This window comes from Saccharopolyspora sp. CA-218241 (assembly GCF_050954615.1).
Classification (GTDB): Bacteria; Actinomycetota; Actinomycetes; order Mycobacteriales; family Pseudonocardiaceae; genus Saccharopolyspora; species Saccharopolyspora cebuensis.
Genome location: NZ_CP191860.1, coordinates 1082389 through 1097875, shown reverse-complemented (window position 1 = coordinate 1097875; position 15487 = coordinate 1082389). Strand labels below are relative to the sequence as shown.

The window sequence follows — 15487 nt, the reverse complement described above, 5'->3', positions numbered from 1 at the left end:
CCGCAGGTGAGAGGGCACCCCGATCGAGGTTGCCGGAGCCCGAACACCGGACGACGGTCCGGCGAAGCTGACCCGACAGGTAGCGACGGCGGGAGAACGGGTACGTGCAGGTTCGTGGAGCACATGCGAATCGGCACCTCGGGCTGGGTCTACGCGCCGTGGCACGGCGACTTCTACCCGCCCGACCTGCGACGCGGCGGCGAGCTGGCGCACCTGTCGGGCCGGATGAACTCGGCCGAGATCAACGCGTCGTTCTACTCGCTGCAACGGCCCCGGCACTTCCGCGCGTGGGCGGCGGCGACCCCGGCGGACTTCGTGTTCGCGGTGAAGGGCAGCCGCTACATCACGCACCTGAAGAAGCTGCGCGGGGTGGAGACGGCGCTGGCGAACTTCCTGGCCTCCGGGGTGCTGGCGCTGGGCCCCAAGCTCGGACCCCTGCTGTGGCAGCTCCCGCCCTCGCTGCGCTTCGACGCCGACCGGATGGCGGAGTTCTTCGCGCTGCTGCCGCGCACCACCGGCCGCGCCGCCGACCTCGCCGCCCGGCACGACGAGCGGGTGACCGAGCACGCGCTGCCCCGGGGCGGCCGGAGCAGACCCGTGCGGCACGCCGTCGAGGTGCGCCACCCCAGCTTCGCCACCCCGGAAGCCGTCGCGCTGTTCCGGGAGCACGGCATCGCGCTGGTGGTGGCCGACACCGCGGGCCACTGGCCGTACCTGGAGGACATCACCGCCGAGCACGTCTACGTCCGGCTGCACGGCGACGAGGAGCTCTACACCAGCGGTTACACCGCCGAAGCGCTGGACAGGTGGGCGTGGCTGATCGACGCGTGGCGACGCGGCGAGAGCCCGCGCACCGAGCGCACCGCCGCCGAGCCCGCACCGCCGTCCGGCCCGCGCGAGGTGTTCGTCTACTTCGACAACACCGCCGCCGGACGCGCCCCGCACGACGCGATGGCGCTGGCGCGGCGGCTTCAGGCGCTCTCGGCGCCGTAGCGGTCGCGGACCTTGGTGGCCAGCTCGTGCTGCCCGTTGTCCTCCAGCACCCGCGCGACCTGGCCGCCCAGCCGGGCCCGCTCCGCGTCTTCCGGCGAGGTGACTTCGATGAACGAGAACACCTGCTGCTCGATGTCACCGCCGCCGTTGGTGCCGGGCTCCACGGACATCTCGTGCTGGAAGGCGCGGAACAGCGTCGGCTGCTGGGCGCCGTCGGCGTCGCGGAGGTCGCCGAGGTGGGCGGGGTTGATGAAACTCCACCGCGCGGCCGGCTCCTCCGGCGGCCGGGTGTCGTGCGCGGCGGCGGTGAGCTTGCGCAGGTCGTCGATGCTGCCGACGACCTCGGGCATCCGGTCCTCGTTGCGCGCCAGCCACCACACCACCGCGCTGCCCGGGTTCTTCAGCACGTCCTCGCCCAGGTAGGCGCGCTTCTTGCGCTCGTAGTCGCGCTCGCGCTCCCACACCTCCTGCTCCTTGCGGACCTCGGCGAGCCGGTGCAGCCGGTCGGCGTCGGCGGTCGGCAGCGACAACCGCACGTCCACCGCCCAGGTCTCCACCCGCCCCGACGGGTCGGCGCGCACCACCCCGAGGGCGGCGGCGAGCCGGTGCCGGGCCAGCTCGGTGTCCCCGGCGACCGCGGTGGCGGCGATCTTGCCCGCCTGCTCCAGCAGCACGTCGGCGGCCAGGCCGGCCGGGTGGGCGTGCGGCAGCCCCGGCGCGTCCGGCAGCGGGCGCCAGTGCACGGTGGCCGAGAACAGGAAGGAGTAGTCCGGCTCGGCCGAGCGCAGCCGGATCCCGGTCACCGCGTGCTGCTCCGGCTCGGGCGCCGGCTCCGGGCGCACCGGTTCCGGCGGCACGATCGGGACCTCCTTGCTGGTGCGCAGCCGCAGCAGCGCGAACGGCAGCACCACCGACGGCCCGATCAGCGTCACCACGCCCAGCGGCAGCCACACCCACAGCGGCCACCCGTAGCGCACCCCGACCACGGCCCACAGCGCGGCGCCGAACGCCGACGCCACCCGCATCGCGGTCACCTGATCCCGATTCATCCGGCTGGCTCCCGTCCGATTCCCGGTATTCGCCCCACTCCTGTACCGCGAAGGCGGGGCCCGGGGAGGTATGAGCGCCCAAATCCCCACGATCAGAGCAAGCGCCGGTCGCGCGGGTGACTAAGCGGTGAACCGGACCAGAGCGGCGGTGAGATCGTCGTGGCGCTTGCCCGGGCGGTGCGGATCGGCGTCCTCGGCCGCCCGCACCCGCCGCCGCAGCAGCTCCGACCCTCCCCCGTCGAGCAGGTCCAGCAGCGCGGTCCAGTCCCCGAGCCCGAACCGGTCGACCCAGCGGGCGGCACCGTCGCTGAGCACCGCGGCCCGGCGCAGCTCGGCGACCGGGACGGCACCGGTCAGGGCGTGCCGGGCGGCCTCCGGATCGGTGCCCGCCACCCAGAACCCGCCCTCGCGGTTGCGCCAGTGCTCCACGGCCGCGATCGTGCGCTCCGGCAGCCGGTCCACCCGGTCGTCGAGGACCACCTCGACCTCCCCGGCGGTCTCCAGCACCACAGGGCTGTCCGCCAGCACCAGGTACTCGACGGACCCGCCGCGCCTGCGCAGCAGCGAGGCGGTGCTCGACGGGCTCCACGAGTTGGTCAGGTCGCATTCCGGGTGCGCGCGCCGCGCGGCCTCGATGGCCTCGGCGAGCAGGTCGTCGAGCGGCGCGTCCGACCGGGTCAGGCCCGCGGCCAGCGCCGCCGCGAGCTGTCGCACCAGCCACGGCACGTCGTGCGCGCAGCCGGTCTCGACGCCGGGCTGCTCGGTCGCGCCGTCGAGCACCACCACCCAGTCCGGCCCGGCCAGCGCGCAGTCCTCGTTCACCGCCCCGGGCGCCGCCCAGCTCCCCAGCTCAACCCGCACCCCCGCAGCCTGCCACGAGCCCCGCACCCCCGCCGCGAGCGGTGACCGGACCGACCACCCGACCCGTCGCCCACCGACGCCGCGCGCGACCACGGACCTCGTGGGCTTGAGTGAGGGGCACCTTCATCCGACTATGCCGGATGAAGGTGCCCCTCACTCAGCTCGAAGGGCGGTGCGCCAGCCGGTGCAGTTCCCGGACGCCGTCGGCGAGGGTGCGGGAGCCGAGCGCGTCGAGCACCGCGCGCTCGGCTTCGGCGGTGAGGTCGGCGAAGAACTCGGTGGTGTGCGCGGTGACCAGGCAGACGTGCTCGCCCTCCGGCCGGCACGCCCACAGCGGTTTGTCGCCGACCGCGCAGCGGTAGACCTCGGCGAGCGTGATCTCCTCGGCGGGCCGCGCGAGCCGGGTGCCGCCGCCGCGGCCCTTGGTGGTCTCGACCAGCCCGTCCCGCACGAGCGGGGCCAGCAGCTTGCGGACCAGGCTGGGGTTCGTGTTCAGCCCCTCGGCGAGCTGGGCCGAGCTGTGCACCCGCTGTTCCTCGGTCGCCAAGAGCAGCATCACCTGCAGGGCGCTGGAGAACCTGATGTCCAGCACGGCGGCGCACCTCCTCCCGGGTCGGCTCCGCAGCGTACCCGCACCGCGCGGTTGCACTCCCGGAGAGAAAATGTATCTTGAACAAGTACATTTCCTCCGGCGCACGTCAGGAGCAGCATGTCCACTCGCGCGGCCCAGGCCCTCGCCCGCCCCTTCACGTTGGGCTCCGCCGAACTGCCGAACCGGATCGTCATGGCCCCGATGACCCGCGGCCACTCCCCCGGCGGCATCCCCGGTGCGGACGTCGCCGCCTACTACGCCCGGCGCGCGGCGGCGGGCACCGGCTTGATCATCACCGAAGGCACCTACGTCGACCACCCCTCCGCCGGGGACATGGCGAGCGTGCCGCGCTTCCACGGGGAGCAGCAGCTCGCCGGGTGGGAGCGGGTGGTCTCGGCCGTGCACGCCGAGGGCGGCCGGATCATGCCGCAGCTGTGGCACGTCGGCATCCAGCGCGCGGCCGGGAGCCCGCCGTTCCCGGACGCGCCCTCGGTCGGACCGTCGGGCATCGCGCTGGACGGCACGGCGGGCGCCGGTGCCCCGCTCACCCTCGCCGACGTCGAGGCGATCATCCGCGCTTTCGCCGACGCGGCGCGGGAAGCCGAGCGGATCGGGTTCGACGGCGTGGAGCTGCACGGCGCGCACGGCTACCTGATCGATCAGTTCCTGTGGGAGCGCACCAACCGCCGCACCGACGACTACGGGGCGGAGCGCACCCGGTTCGCCGCCGACGTCATCGCCGCCGTCCGCGAGCAGGTCGCGGCCGACTTCCCCGTCGTGCTGCGCTTCTCGCAGTGGAAGGCGGAGAACTACGGCGCCAAGCTCGCCACCGGACCCGACGAGCTGGCCGCCGTGCTCACCCCGCTGGCCGACGCCGGGGTGACCGCCTTCCACGCCTCCGGCCGCCGCTACTGGGAACCCGAGTTCCCCGAGTCCGGCTCCGACCTGAACGTGGCCGGCTGGACCAAGAAGCTCACCGGCAAGCCGGTCATCACGGTGGGTTCCGTCGGCCTGGACGCCGTCTTCGACCCCGCCGCCCTCACCGCCGATGCGCGGGTGGACAGCGTCGAACGGCTGCTGGAACGCCTGGACCGCGACGAGTTCGACCTCGTCGCGGTCGGCAGGGCGCTGCTGGCCGATCCGGAATGGGCGCGGAAGGTCTTCGAGGGCAAGGAGAACGAGCTCATCCCCTACAGCAAGGAAGCCGTCGCGACCCTGCACTGACACCCGCACTCAGGTGCGGACCGCTTTCGCCGAGGGCCTGCGGAGCGGTGCGGGTGCCGTGCGTGGGGCAAGGCGGAAGCGGCGGGCGCCGCTCGCCCGACGGTGGTGCCGATCGCGCGAACGGTGAGCTCCTCGTTTTCGAGGTGAGGGGCACCCTTGTCCAAGTTACTTGGGCAAGGGTGCCCCTCACTCACGACTCGTCCGGGTGAGGGCCGGAGGGCGGGTTCAGAAGCGGCAGTACATGACGTGCAGCCCGACGCGACCCAGCTCCGGGTGGTCGAACGCCTCCGGGACGGTGCCGATCACCTCGAAGCCGTACCGCTCGTACAGCCGCACCGCGCCGGTGTTGGACTCCACGACGGCGTTGAACTGCATCCCGGCGAACCCGCGCGCCCGCGCCCACGCCAGCGCGTGCCGGACCAGCGCGTCGCCGATGCCGCGCCCGCGCGCCTCGGCGGCCACCATGAAGCTCGCCGTGGAGACGTGGGCGCCCGGCCCCTCGCGGTTCGGCCCCATCTTCGCGGTGCCGAGCACCCGGTCGTCCTCGACCGCGACGACGGTGACCGCGGGCGGCACCTCGATCCACCCCCGCGCCGCGGCCTCGTCCATCCCCGGGTCGTAGGCGAACGTGTCGGCCGCCCGCACCACCTCCCGGACGATCCGCCACACCCCGGGCCAGTCCTGTTCCTCGAACTCCCTGATCAGCACGTGCTGCACTCCACCACCGCACCCGGATCGTTGCCAAGTCCGGCCGCCTCCGCCACGATCGACCGGTGAGCCCGCACCCGCAGCACGACGATCCCGCACCGCCGCGTCGCGGAGCGGGCACCCGGACGCTGGGGCTGATCGTGTCGGCGGCGGGCGGGGCGGAGCGGATCCGCTCGGCCCTGGTGGTCCCGGCGATCGAGCGCGGCTGGCGGGTGGCGGTGACGCTGACCCCGACGGCGGGGAGCTGGCTGGCCGACAGCGGCGAGATCGAGGCGATCGCGGCGGTCACCGGGTTGCCGTGCCGGGTCGCGCCCCGGATGCCGACGCAGCAGCCGCCGCACCCGCCGATCGACTGCTTCCTGGTCTGCCCGGCCTCGGCGAACACGATCAGCAAGCTCGCGCTGGGCATCGGCGACAGCCAGGCGCTGACCACCGCGTGCGAGGCGATCGGGGCCCGCACCGCGCCGGTCGTGGTGTTCCCCAAGGTCAACGCCGCGCACGTCGGCCACCCGGCCTGGCAGTCGCACCTCGCCGCGCTGCGCCGGGCGGGCGTGCGCCTGCTGCTCGGCGACGAGTTCTGGCCGCTGCACCCGCCGCGCAGCGCCCCGGTGCGCGACCTGCCGTGGCGCAAGATCCTCGGCGTGCTGGACGACCTCGTCCCGGCCCGCTGATCAGCTCCGGAGCAGCAGCACGGCGTACTCGTCACCGGGCCGGGCGTCCTGCCGGACCAGTCCGGCGCGCTCGGCGACCCGGATCGCCGCGGTGTTGCCCGGCCGGGTCTCCACCAGCACCGGCCAGCCGGGGCGGGCCTCGGCCCCGGCGGCGATCGCCTCCCGCGCGACCTCGGTGGCGATCCCGCGGCCCCACCACCCCGGATCGACCCGGTAGTACAGGTTCCAGCAGCGCTGCCCGCGCCACTCCTTCGGCTGCACCCCGCCGAAGCCGACGACCTGGTCATCGCGCTCGACGGCCCAGTAGCCCAGCGGGCCGTCGGCCCACGCCCGGACGAACGCGTCGAGGAACCGGGCGGACTCGTCCCGGTCCGGAGCGGCCCGCGGCGGCGCTTCCCGGGCCCGCAGCGCGGTCTCCAACCCGACGAACGCGTCGAGGTCCGCTCCCCGCACCGGTCGCAGCCGCAGCCGCCCGGTGGTCCGCTCGATCGACACCATCCGCCGACGGTACCGGCTCGGCGAACGCCCGCTGCGGGCGTTCGCCGAGCCGCCCCGCGCGGAGCACCTCCGCGCGGGGCGGGTCGGTCACTCGAAGGCGCCGAGGGCGACCTCCGCCGCCCGCGCGATGAGCGCGTCGTCGTAGGCGGCGTCCTCCGCGTCGCGGTCGGACAGCACCGAGATCATGATCGGCGCCCGGTCCGGCGGCCGGACCACGGCGATGTCGTTGCGGGTGCCGTAGCTGGCGGCCCCGGACTTGTCACCGACCTGCCAGCCCTCGGGCGCGCCCGCCTTGATCAGCGCATCGCCGGTGGTGTTGGTGCGCAGCAGCTCGTTGAGCAGGGCGCGCTGCGGCTCGGGCAGGGCGTCGCCGACGGTGAGTGCGCGCAGGCTGGTGGCCAGGGCGCGCGGCGTGCTGGTGTCCCGCGGGTCGCCGGGCGAGGTCTCGTTGAGCTCGGTCTCGATCCGGTCGGACCGGGTCGTGGTGTCGCCGAGGGCGCGCAGCGCCGCGGTGAAGCCCTCGGGCCCGCCCAGCTCGCCGAAGATCAGGTTCGCCGCGGTGTTGTCGCTGTAGCGGACCGCGGCGTCGAGCACCGCGCGCAGCGTCATCCCGGTGTCGACGTGCTGCTCGGTGATCGGCGAGTAGCTCACCAGGTCGTCGCGGTCGTAGTGGATCACCCGCTCCAGCCCGGCCATGTCGGTGCGCTGCAGGACCGCACCCGCCGACAGCGCCTTGTGCGTGGAGGCGAAGGCGAAGCGCTCGTCGGGCCGGTACGCGATCTCCTCGCCGGTCGCGGTGTCCACGGCGTAGACGCCCAGCCGGGCGTCGAACTCGCGCTCCAGCGCGCGGAAGTCGGCGTGCGGGGCGCGGGTGGCCGGTTCCGGGGCGTCCGGGGCCGCTCCGGCGCTGCCGCAGCCGACGAGCGCGAGGAAGGCCACGGGTGCCACGAGTACCCGCAGGATGCGCGGTGCGTGCACGGATTTTCCCTTCGTCATCGATCAGCCCGGGGAATCCGGGCGATCGTCCGACGTATATCACCGCACCACCGGGCGAACCGGCGGAGGCCGGGGGAAGGTGACCGGAACCACCGGCGGCTCACGCGCGCGCGACCACGAGGGCGTAGCCGATCGCGGACAGGTCGTTGAGCTGCTCGGTCACCGCGGCGATGGTGTCGACCGCCGCGGTCCCCAGGTCGCCGAACTCCGCCGCCTTCGCCCGCAGCGCGGGCAGGAACGCCTCGACGAAGGCGTCGTCGGCGCGGATGGTGTTGGCCGAGATGTCGGCGACCTCGACGGGGGCGAGCCCCGCCCGGCGGACCAGGTCCGAGTACTCGGTGAGCGGGCAGAACCCGCCGAGGTGGAACGAGGCCATCACCTCGGTCGCGGCGCCGCGCTCGTGCTCGGTCATCGGGGCGAGCTGGACGAAGTCGGTCAGCGCGACCAGCCCGCCCGGTCGGACCACCCGCGCCACCTCGCGCAGCACCCGCACCCGGTCGGGCAGGTGCGGCGGCGATTCGAACAGCCACGCGGCGTCGAACGAGTCCGCCGGGAACGGCAGCGCGGCGGCGTCGGCGAGCAGGAAGGACAGCCGGTCGCCGAGCCCGCGCTCGCGGCCCAGCCGGGTCGCGGCGGCCACCTGCTCCGCGCTCACGGTGATGCCGACGACCTCGACGCCGCGGTCCTCGGCCAGGCGGACCGCGGGCTGCCCGGTGCCGCAGCCCACGTCGAGCACCCGCTGCCCCGGGCCGACCTCGATCCGGTCGATCATGATGGCGGTGAGCCGTTCGGAGGCCGCGGCCATCGCGTCGACGCCCGGCACGGCGTCCTCGTCCCAGTAGCCGAGGTGGATGCTGCCGCCCAGCACCTCGGCGAAGAAGTCGCTGAGCTGGTCGTAGACGTCGGCGACGTCGCTGAACGGCGGGTTCTGCTGGGGCACGGGCTGCTCCTCCTGGTCGGTGCGTCAGCGGATCCGGGTGACCCGCATCCGGTCGCCCAGCCGCCGCCACTGGGCGACCGTCCTCGGGTGGCGGCGGGGCGCGCGTTCCGGCCGGACCGACCACCGCGCGACGATGGTGGCCAGCCCCAGCACGACCTCGGAGAGGGCGAACTGGTCCCCGATGCACTTGCGGGCCCCGCCGCCGAACGGCAGGAAGGCCTCCCGCGGCGGCTGCGGGCGCGACGCGCGGTCCCAGCGGTCCGGGTCGAAGCGGGCCGGGTCCTGGTACAGGTCGCCGCGGTGGTGGATGAGGCAGGAGCTGTAGACGATCGTCGTGCCCGCCCGGATCCGATGGCCGCCGAGCTCGGTGTCCCGGGTGGTGGTCCGGGTGAACATCTCGCCGGCGGGCGGGAACAGGCGCAGCACCTCGGTCACCACCCGCCGGGTGAACTCCAGCTCGGACAGGTGGCCGAACGCGGCGGGGCCACCGGCGAGCACGGCGTCGGCCTCGGCGCGCACCCGCCGCTCCGCGTCCGGGTGGAAGGCGAGCAACCGCAGCGCCCACACCAGCGCCAGCGCGGTGGTCTCCAGCCCCGAGGCGAAGAAGGTCAGGACCTGGTCGCCGATCTCGGCGTCGGACAAGCCCCGGCCGTCCCCGTCGAGGTCGCGGGCGGCCAGCAGCGCGGAGAGCAGGTCGCCCCGGTCCGCGCCGGAGGCCCGGCGCTCGGCGACGATGGTGGTGACGATGCCGCGCAGCCGCGCGCGTGCCCGGCGCAGGCGGCGGTTGCCCGGCAGCGGCAGCTCGGCCACCACCGCCGGTGCCGAGGCCCGCAGGTACAGCCCGCGCACCACGGCGGTGACGTCGTCGACCGCCTGCCGCAGCGCGTCCGGCGGCAGCGCGTCCCGGAACATGGTCTCCACCGCGATCCGCGCGCTCAGCGCGCCCATCTCCGCCGGCATGTCGAGCACTTGGCCGTCCGCCCAGCCGCGGGTGACCTCGTCGATGCCCGCGGTCATGGTCTCGCCGTAGCCGGGCATCCGGGTGTGGTGGAACGCGGGCTGGATGAGCCGCCGCTGCCGCCGGTGCCGGTGGTGGGCGCAGGTGCCGAGGCCGTCGCCGAGCCACTCGCGGATCCGGTCGAACAGCGCACCGCCCTTGTCGAAGACCTTGTCGTCGCGCAGCACCCGCTGGGTCAGCTCCGGGGTGCAGACGACGACGGCCCGGTCCGGCCCGAGCCTGATCCGCACCAGGTCGCCGTGCGCGGGCAGCGAGGTCAGGAACGCGTGCGAGTCGCGCAGCAGCGCCGGGGTGTGCCCGATCCCGGGCAGGCCGCCGGGCGCCATCGGGATGTCCGCCGGGCGGGATCGCGCGGTCACCACGTGACCGGTAGTTCGACCAGGCCGCCCGTCTGGGTGTTGCGGTGGACCCGCAGCTCCTCGACGTCCACCGCCAGCCGCATCCGGGGGAAGCGGTCGACGAGCTTGCGGAAGACCGTCTCCAACTCGACCTTGGCCAGCGGGGCGCCGATGCAGTAGTGCGGGCCGTGCCCGAACGACAGGTGCGCGTCCGCCCGGCGGCCGATGTCGAACCGGTCGGGTTCGGGGAAGGCGCCCGGATCGTGGTTGGCCGCGCCGTTGTCCAGCAGCACCAGGTCGCCCTCGCGGATGGAGACCGCGTCGAGCTGGAAGTCCTTCCGGGCGTAGCGCGGGATGTCGCCGCCCGCCGGGCCCGGGGTCGCGCGGATCAGCTCGTCGACGGCGTTCGGGATGATGTCCGGGTCCGCCACGATGATCCGCCACTGGTCCGGGTTGAGCAGGAACAGCAGCATCCCGTACCCGATGTGGACGGAGGTCGTCTCGAAACCCGCGAACAGCAGGACCATCGTGTAGTACGCGGTCTCGGCGTCGTCCACGCCGTCGGTCGCGCACAGCCGCGAGGTGATGTCGTCACCGGGATCGGCGTGCTTGCGGGCCACGAGGTCCTGGCAGTACCGGTACAGCGCCTCCACCGCGCGCTCGGAGCCCTCCCGGTCGGTGACGTCGGCGGCGGCGTGGATCCAGGCGCGGAACTCGGTGCGTTCGGCGTAGGGGACGCCGAGCAGCTCGCACACCACCAGGACCGGCAGCGGCAGCGCGAGCGCCTCGACGAGGTCGACCGGCCGCTCCCGGGCGGCGAGCGCGTCGACGAGCTCGGTGGTCAGCACGTCCACCCGGTCGCGGAGCTCCCGGATCCGCTTCGGGGAGAAGTGCGGTTGCAGCAGGGCGCGGGTCCGCGCGCTGTCCTGCGGCTCGGTGGCGTAGTTGCCGAGCGGACCGCTCACCAGCACCGATTCGCCGATGCGGGCGGCGCGGTCCGGATCGGGGTGGGAGCGCCCCAGCACGTCGCCCGCGAGCAGCCGCTTGACCTCGGCGTAGTCGGTGACCAGCCACGCCGGGTCGCCCACCGGCGTCCGGACCGGGTGCACCGGCCCCCGGGATTGCAGTTCGCGCAGCAGGGGCGGCACGCGGAGCGGGTGGGTGCGTTCGAAGGGCAGGGTGGTGGTGTCCATGTCGTTCCCGTCTGGTCGGCTAGCGGCCGGTTGCTGTTCCGCCGGTCCTCGCCGCGGCGGAGCCGCGAGGCGGGTTCGGCGGCACGAGCTCACTGGTCCCGGTCGATGGCGGCCTGGGCGAACCCGCGCAGCCGGTCGCGGCTGGGCGTCGGCGGCAGCACCCGCAGCGCGGCGATCGCGTTCTCCGAGTATTCCCGGGCCATGGCGGCGGCGGTGGTGATCGCCCCGGTGCGCTCCAGCACCGCGACCAGGACCTCGCGCCGCACGGCGGGGTCGTCGTCGCCGACGAGCACCTCGGCGATGGCGATCCGGTCCTGCGGGGAGGAAGCCCGGTGCGCCAGCAGCACCGGCAGCGTCAGCCGCCCGTTGCGGATGTCGCTGGTGTCGGGCTTGCCCATCGCGCCGGTGTCGCGGGTGTAGGACATCAGGTCGTCGTGGAGCTGGAAGGCACAGCCCAGGTTCTCGGCGTAGACGCCCAGCGCCCGCACCAGGTCCTCGCCCCCGCCGGCCAGCAGCGCGCCGCACTCGCAGGCGCCCCGGAACAGCGCGGCCGTCTTCAGCCGGACCATCGTCAGGTAGGCGTCGAGGTCGAAGTCCCGCCGCGCGCACAGTTCGGCTTCGAGGCTCTGGCCGCGGCACAGGTCGATCCCGCACCGCGCCACCACGTCGAGGGCCGCGACGATCCGATCGGCCTCCGCTCCGGTGGCGCGGCACTCGGCCAGCGCGGCGAACAGGTCGAAGATCAGCGCGTCCCCGGCCACGATGGCGTTGTCGGCGCCGAACCGGTACTGCACCGAGGGTTTCCCGCGCCGCAGCTCGTCGTCATCGATGATGTCGTCGTGGACCAGGCTGGCCACGTGCCCCGATTCCGCGCCGACCGCGGCGGGCAGCACCACGTCGGCGTCCCCGCCGACGGCGAGCGCGGATTCCAGCAGGAGCACCGGCCGGAACAGCTTGCCCGCGGGCACCAGCGCGTGCGCGCACATCGCCCCGAGCATGCTGGTCTCGGCCTGCCAGCGGTCCGCGAGCCCCGCGCCCACCTTCTCGGCGAGCAACGCCGGTCCCGGGTCGCCCGGGGTCCGGTCCTGCGGGTCGGCACCGCCGAACGACGGGTCCATCGTCACACGACCAGCCATCGCTATCCCTCCGTGGTTCGCGGAAGCCCACCGCCGGGTCACCGGCCTGCGAGCGGGTCACCGTCGGGCGAGCTGCCGTTCGAGGCGGCCCATGTAGTAGATGATTTCCTCGTGGTTGGTGGACGGCAGGAACCGGTCGGCGCCGACCTTGTAGTAGAGGGAGCTCACCGTCTCGGTGAGCAGGTGCTCGTAGGGTTCGTCCCGCCGCAGCGCCAGGGTCACCGCGGGCACGTCGAAGCCCTTCCAGACGTCGCGCCACACGTAGTAGTCCTCCCCGTCGACCTGCACCCGGGGCAGCGTCTCGTTGGCGTAGCGCGGGGACGGTGCCCGACCGGGCACGGTGTAGGCGGGCAGCGTGCGGAGGTCGAACTCGAAGACGGTGTCCAGCAACGGGTGCGACTCCTGCGGCACGCGCGGCAGCACCGATTCGCGCCACCAGCGCCGCAGCATCTCCTTGGCCTCGTCGTCGCCGTAGAGCAGGGTCAGCACCGGGGCGAGCACGTCGGAGTCGGTGAACGAGTTGACCATGCCGCTGCGGAACGGCTCGGTGGCCGGGTTCGGGTCGTGGTCGAACCAGTCCATCAGCGACCGGATCAGCTCGGACTGGGTGATGCCGCCCAGCGCGCGCAGCGGCCCCCAGAGGTAGCGGAACACCGGGTTCTCGGCGACCAGCCGGGACACGAAGATGAACCGGTGCATGTACCGGTTGTCCCGGGGCGACATGGTGTCGTGCGACAGCAGGTACTCGAAGTCGTCGGTGTTGCCCCGGACGGTGACCAGGCCGAAGCGGTCCCGGTCGGTGTGGTAGGTGGTGTTCGGCAGGATCAGCATCGGGTACACCGCCACCCGGGAGACGTGGCCGGCGAGCCGGTCGTAGCCCTTCATGAAGGACTCGATGGTCTCCCCCGGCGCACCCCAGATGAGCTCGGCGTAGCAGTCCAGGCCCTCCTTGCCCAGCCACTCCGCCAGGCCCTCCCAGTCGTTGACTTTCATGTTGCGCCGGTTCATCAGGTCCAGCGTGGTGTCGTCGAGGGTCTGCAGGGCGAGGGTGAAGGAGCTGTGCAGGCCGGCTTCCTTCATCACCTTGACGATCTTGTAGAACACCGCGGACTTGTTCTTGGCCCACGAGGTCTCGATGCTCTTGGGGTAGCCGTACTCGCGCCGCACCGCGATGACGTCCTCGACGAATTCGAGGTCGATCGGCATCATCCCGAAGTTGGCGTCGCACAGCACCAGCGTGTGCACCCCGTGCCGGGCGAACAGCTCGATCTCCTGGCGCAGCCGCTCCCGGGAGAACGCGCGCACCCGCTGGCCCACGGCCCCGCCCCAATAGCAGAACGAGCACTTGTACGGGCAGCCGCGGTTGGTCTCCAGCAGTGCGACGTCGTAGGGGAACTCGCCGTTGTCGTCGGTCAGCGGGATGGCGCCGGTGAGGAACGGCGAGGCGATCGAGTCGAGGTCGTCGATCCGGGGCCGGTCGGCGGTGGTGACGACCTGCCCGGCGGGGTCCTGGAACGAGACCCCCTCGACGTGGTGCAGCTCCCGCGCCGAGGCCCCGTCCAGCCGGGCGCGCAGCAGGTCGCGGAAGGTGAACTCGCCCTCGCCGTTGACCACGACGTCGACGAACGGGTGCATGCCGAACACCCGGGTCGCCTGCTGGGACACGTGGTTGCCGCCGAAGACCGCCCAGCCGTCCGGGTTGAGCTGCTTGAAGGTCTCGGCCAGCGCGGCGAACTCCTGGTAGTTCCAGCCCAGCACGGAGAACGCCAGCACGTCCGGGACGCCGTGCTGGAACAGCTCGTTGGCCATGCCGAAGAGGGTTCCGCCGCCGTCGAAGTTGCGGATCCGGATGTCCGCACCGGCCGCGATGCGCTCGTCCTGCAACGCGGTCGCCTTCAGGTAACCGGAGGCCAACGGCATCGACTCCAGCGACATGGCCCAGACGCCCTGCTGCACCAGCCATACCTGCAGCGGTCGATCCTCCATGGGAAGTCCCCCTTGCGCTCGTCCCTGTTCGTCGGGGTGGCCTGTTGGTCGGGTGGCCTGTCGTCGGGATGGGCCGGCCGTCGGGTGCGGCGGCTCGCCGGGCGGTTCGGTCGTGGGGCCGGTTCACCAGGTCGCGGGCACGCGTTCCGGGCCGGTGTCGATCGGGTGGTCGGTCCACGGGAGCTCCTCGGGCGGCGTGCTCAGCGCGAGGCCGGGGAGCTGGTCGGCCAGCGCGCGGACCGCGGCCACGAGTTCCATCCGGGCCACGGCCGCGCCGATGCACCGGTGCGGGCCGTAGCCGAACCGCACGTGCGGGCGGGGCCTCCGGGTCGGGTCGAACCGGTCCGGTTCGTCGAACACCGCCGGGTCGCGGTTGGCCGCCTCCAGCCGGACGAGCACCATGTCACCCGCGGCGATGCGCAGCCCGGCCAGCTCGACGTCCGCGCGCGCCCAGCGGGGGATCGCCTCGCCGCTGAGCCCGGCCTGGTGGCGCAGCACCTCCTCGACGGCCCGCTCCGCCGCCGCCTCGTCGCCGAGCCCGCCCAGCCCGCCGTGCGCCAGCAGCTTGACCAACCCGATGGACAGGGAGTTGATCGTGGTCAGGTAGCCCCCGGAGAGCAGCGCCGCCGCGGCCAGCACCAGTTCGCGGTCGTTGAGCCTGCCGTCGTCGCGGATCGCGACCAGTTCGCTGAGCAGGTCCGCACCGGGATCGGCGCGCTTGTCCGCGATGAGCCCGCCGAGGTGGTCGATCAGCTCCAGCCAGACCTCCACCCCGCCGTCCAGGTCGTCGACGATGGCCACCGACACCGACTCGGCCCACGCGTCGAACCGGGACCGGGCGTCCGCTGGTACCCCGAGCACCTCGGCGATCACCGCCCGGGTCAGCGGCCGGGACAGCCCGGCCACCAGGTCGCCGGGCGCGCCGCCCGCGCGCAGGTCGGCGACGAGCCCGTGGGCCAGTCCGTCCACCCGCGGCCGCAGGCGGTCCAGCGTCCGCGGGCTCAGGCCCCGGGACAGGGCACCGCGCAGCCGGGCGTGCGGCTCGCCGTCGCACAGCAGCGACTCGGTGTCGACCTCGACGCCCTCCCGCGTGATGGCGAACCTGCGGTCGGCGAGCACCCGCTGCGCCTCCGCCGCGCCGAGCACCAGCCAGGCCGGGGTGCCCGCGCCGGTGGTGGTGCGCACGACCGGGGAGTCGCGGCGCAGCGCGGCGTACTCCGGCGGGGGCGCGAACGGCGAGGGCCGCTGGAAGGGCAGCGCGAACGACTGGGTGTCCATGATCCC

At 73.7% G+C, this 15487-nt stretch carries 15 protein-coding genes; 3 read left to right on the top strand and 12 right to left on the bottom strand.

The annotated features are described in order from the left end of the window. Nucleotides 1-123: 123 nt before the first annotated feature. The gene (locus tag ACQP0T_RS05460; protein ID WP_433871587.1) at nt 124-993 is read left to right on the top strand and encodes a DUF72 domain-containing protein; all 870 of its coding nucleotides are present in this window, start codon (nt 124-126) and stop codon (nt 991-993) included. On the opposite strand, the gene ACQP0T_RS05455 is transcribed toward ACQP0T_RS05460, so the two are convergent. The 3 genes from ACQP0T_RS05455 to ACQP0T_RS05445 all read right to left on the bottom strand — a co-directional run bounded on the left by ACQP0T_RS05455 (nt 972) and on the right by ACQP0T_RS05445 (nt 3495). Then, entirely contained in the window at nt 972-2042 is a 1071-nt protein-coding gene (locus ACQP0T_RS05455) for a hypothetical protein (protein ID WP_345362718.1), read from the bottom strand. The genes ACQP0T_RS05460 and ACQP0T_RS05455 overlap by 22 nt on opposite strands. Nucleotides 2043-2162: 120 nt before the next feature. Beyond that, nucleotides 2163-2903, bottom strand: a complete 741-nt coding sequence (locus tag ACQP0T_RS05450; RefSeq protein WP_433871586.1) for a protein phosphatase 2C domain-containing protein — start codon at nt 2901-2903, stop codon at nt 2163-2165. A gap of 157 nt (nt 2904-3060) precedes the next feature. After that, nucleotides 3061-3495, bottom strand: a complete 435-nt coding sequence (locus ACQP0T_RS05445; RefSeq protein WP_433871585.1) for an RrF2 family transcriptional regulator — start codon at nt 3493-3495, stop codon at nt 3061-3063. Nucleotides 3496-3612: 117 nt separating this feature from the next. On the opposite strand from ACQP0T_RS05445, the gene ACQP0T_RS05440 reads away from it, so the two are divergent. Next, nucleotides 3613-4719 carry an NADH:flavin oxidoreductase gene (locus tag ACQP0T_RS05440; protein WP_433871584.1) on the top strand — a complete coding sequence of 369 codons (1107 nt, stop codon included), beginning with the start codon at nt 3613-3615 and terminating at the stop codon, nt 4717-4719. 225 nt (nt 4720-4944) lie between these two features. Here ACQP0T_RS05440 and ACQP0T_RS05435 read toward each other — a convergent pair whose 3' ends face one another. Further along, nucleotides 4945-5427 carry an N-acetyltransferase family protein gene (locus ACQP0T_RS05435; protein ID WP_433871583.1) on the bottom strand — a complete coding sequence of 161 codons (483 nt, stop codon included), beginning with the start codon at nt 5425-5427 and terminating at the stop codon, nt 4945-4947. Between the two features lie 65 nt (nt 5428-5492). Here ACQP0T_RS05435 and ACQP0T_RS05430 point away from each other — a divergent pair, with 65 nt between their 5' ends. Next, a complete protein-coding gene (locus ACQP0T_RS05430) occupies nt 5493-6098 on the top strand; it encodes a flavoprotein (RefSeq protein WP_433871582.1) in 606 nt (201 codons plus the stop codon). Here ACQP0T_RS05430 and ACQP0T_RS05425 read toward each other — a convergent pair whose 3' ends face one another. The 8 genes from ACQP0T_RS05425 to ACQP0T_RS05390 all read right to left on the bottom strand — a co-directional run bounded on the left by ACQP0T_RS05425 (nt 6099) and on the right by ACQP0T_RS05390 (nt 15481). Continuing rightward, a complete protein-coding gene (locus ACQP0T_RS05425) occupies nt 6099-6596 on the bottom strand; it encodes a GNAT family N-acetyltransferase (RefSeq protein WP_433871581.1) in 498 nt (165 codons plus the stop codon). An 87-nt stretch (nt 6597-6683) separates the two neighbouring features. After that, nucleotides 6684-7592, bottom strand: a complete 909-nt coding sequence (bla, locus tag ACQP0T_RS05420; protein ID WP_433871580.1) for a class A beta-lactamase — start codon at nt 7590-7592, stop codon at nt 6684-6686. A 100-nt stretch (nt 7593-7692) separates the two neighbouring features. After that, a complete protein-coding gene (locus ACQP0T_RS05415) occupies nt 7693-8532 on the bottom strand; it encodes an SAM-dependent methyltransferase (protein ID WP_433871579.1) in 840 nt (279 codons plus the stop codon). A 24-nt stretch (nt 8533-8556) separates the two neighbouring features. Beyond that, a complete protein-coding gene (locus ACQP0T_RS05410; protein WP_433871578.1) occupies nt 8557-9909 on the bottom strand; it encodes a cytochrome P450 in 1353 nt (450 codons plus the stop codon). After that, nucleotides 9906-11081, bottom strand: coding sequence for a cytochrome P450 (locus ACQP0T_RS05405; protein ID WP_433871577.1), 1176 nt, complete (start codon nt 11079-11081; stop codon nt 9906-9908). Before ACQP0T_RS05405 ends, ACQP0T_RS05410 begins: the two co-directional genes overlap by 4 nt. Before the next feature lie 89 nt (nt 11082-11170). Then, a complete protein-coding gene (locus ACQP0T_RS05400) occupies nt 11171-12217 on the bottom strand; it encodes a polyprenyl synthetase family protein (protein ID WP_433871576.1) in 1047 nt (348 codons plus the stop codon). Between the two features lie 57 nt (nt 12218-12274). After that, entirely contained in the window at nt 12275-14203 is a 1929-nt protein-coding gene (locus tag ACQP0T_RS05395; protein ID WP_433871575.1) for a KedN5 family methylcobalamin-dependent radical SAM C-methyltransferase, read from the bottom strand. Nucleotides 14204-14326: 123 nt separating this feature from the next. Further along, on the bottom strand, nt 14327-15481 hold the full coding sequence (locus ACQP0T_RS05390) for a cytochrome P450 (protein ID WP_433871574.1): 1155 nt from the start codon (nt 15479-15481) through the stop codon (nt 14327-14329). Nucleotides 15482-15487: the final 6 nt, after the last annotated feature.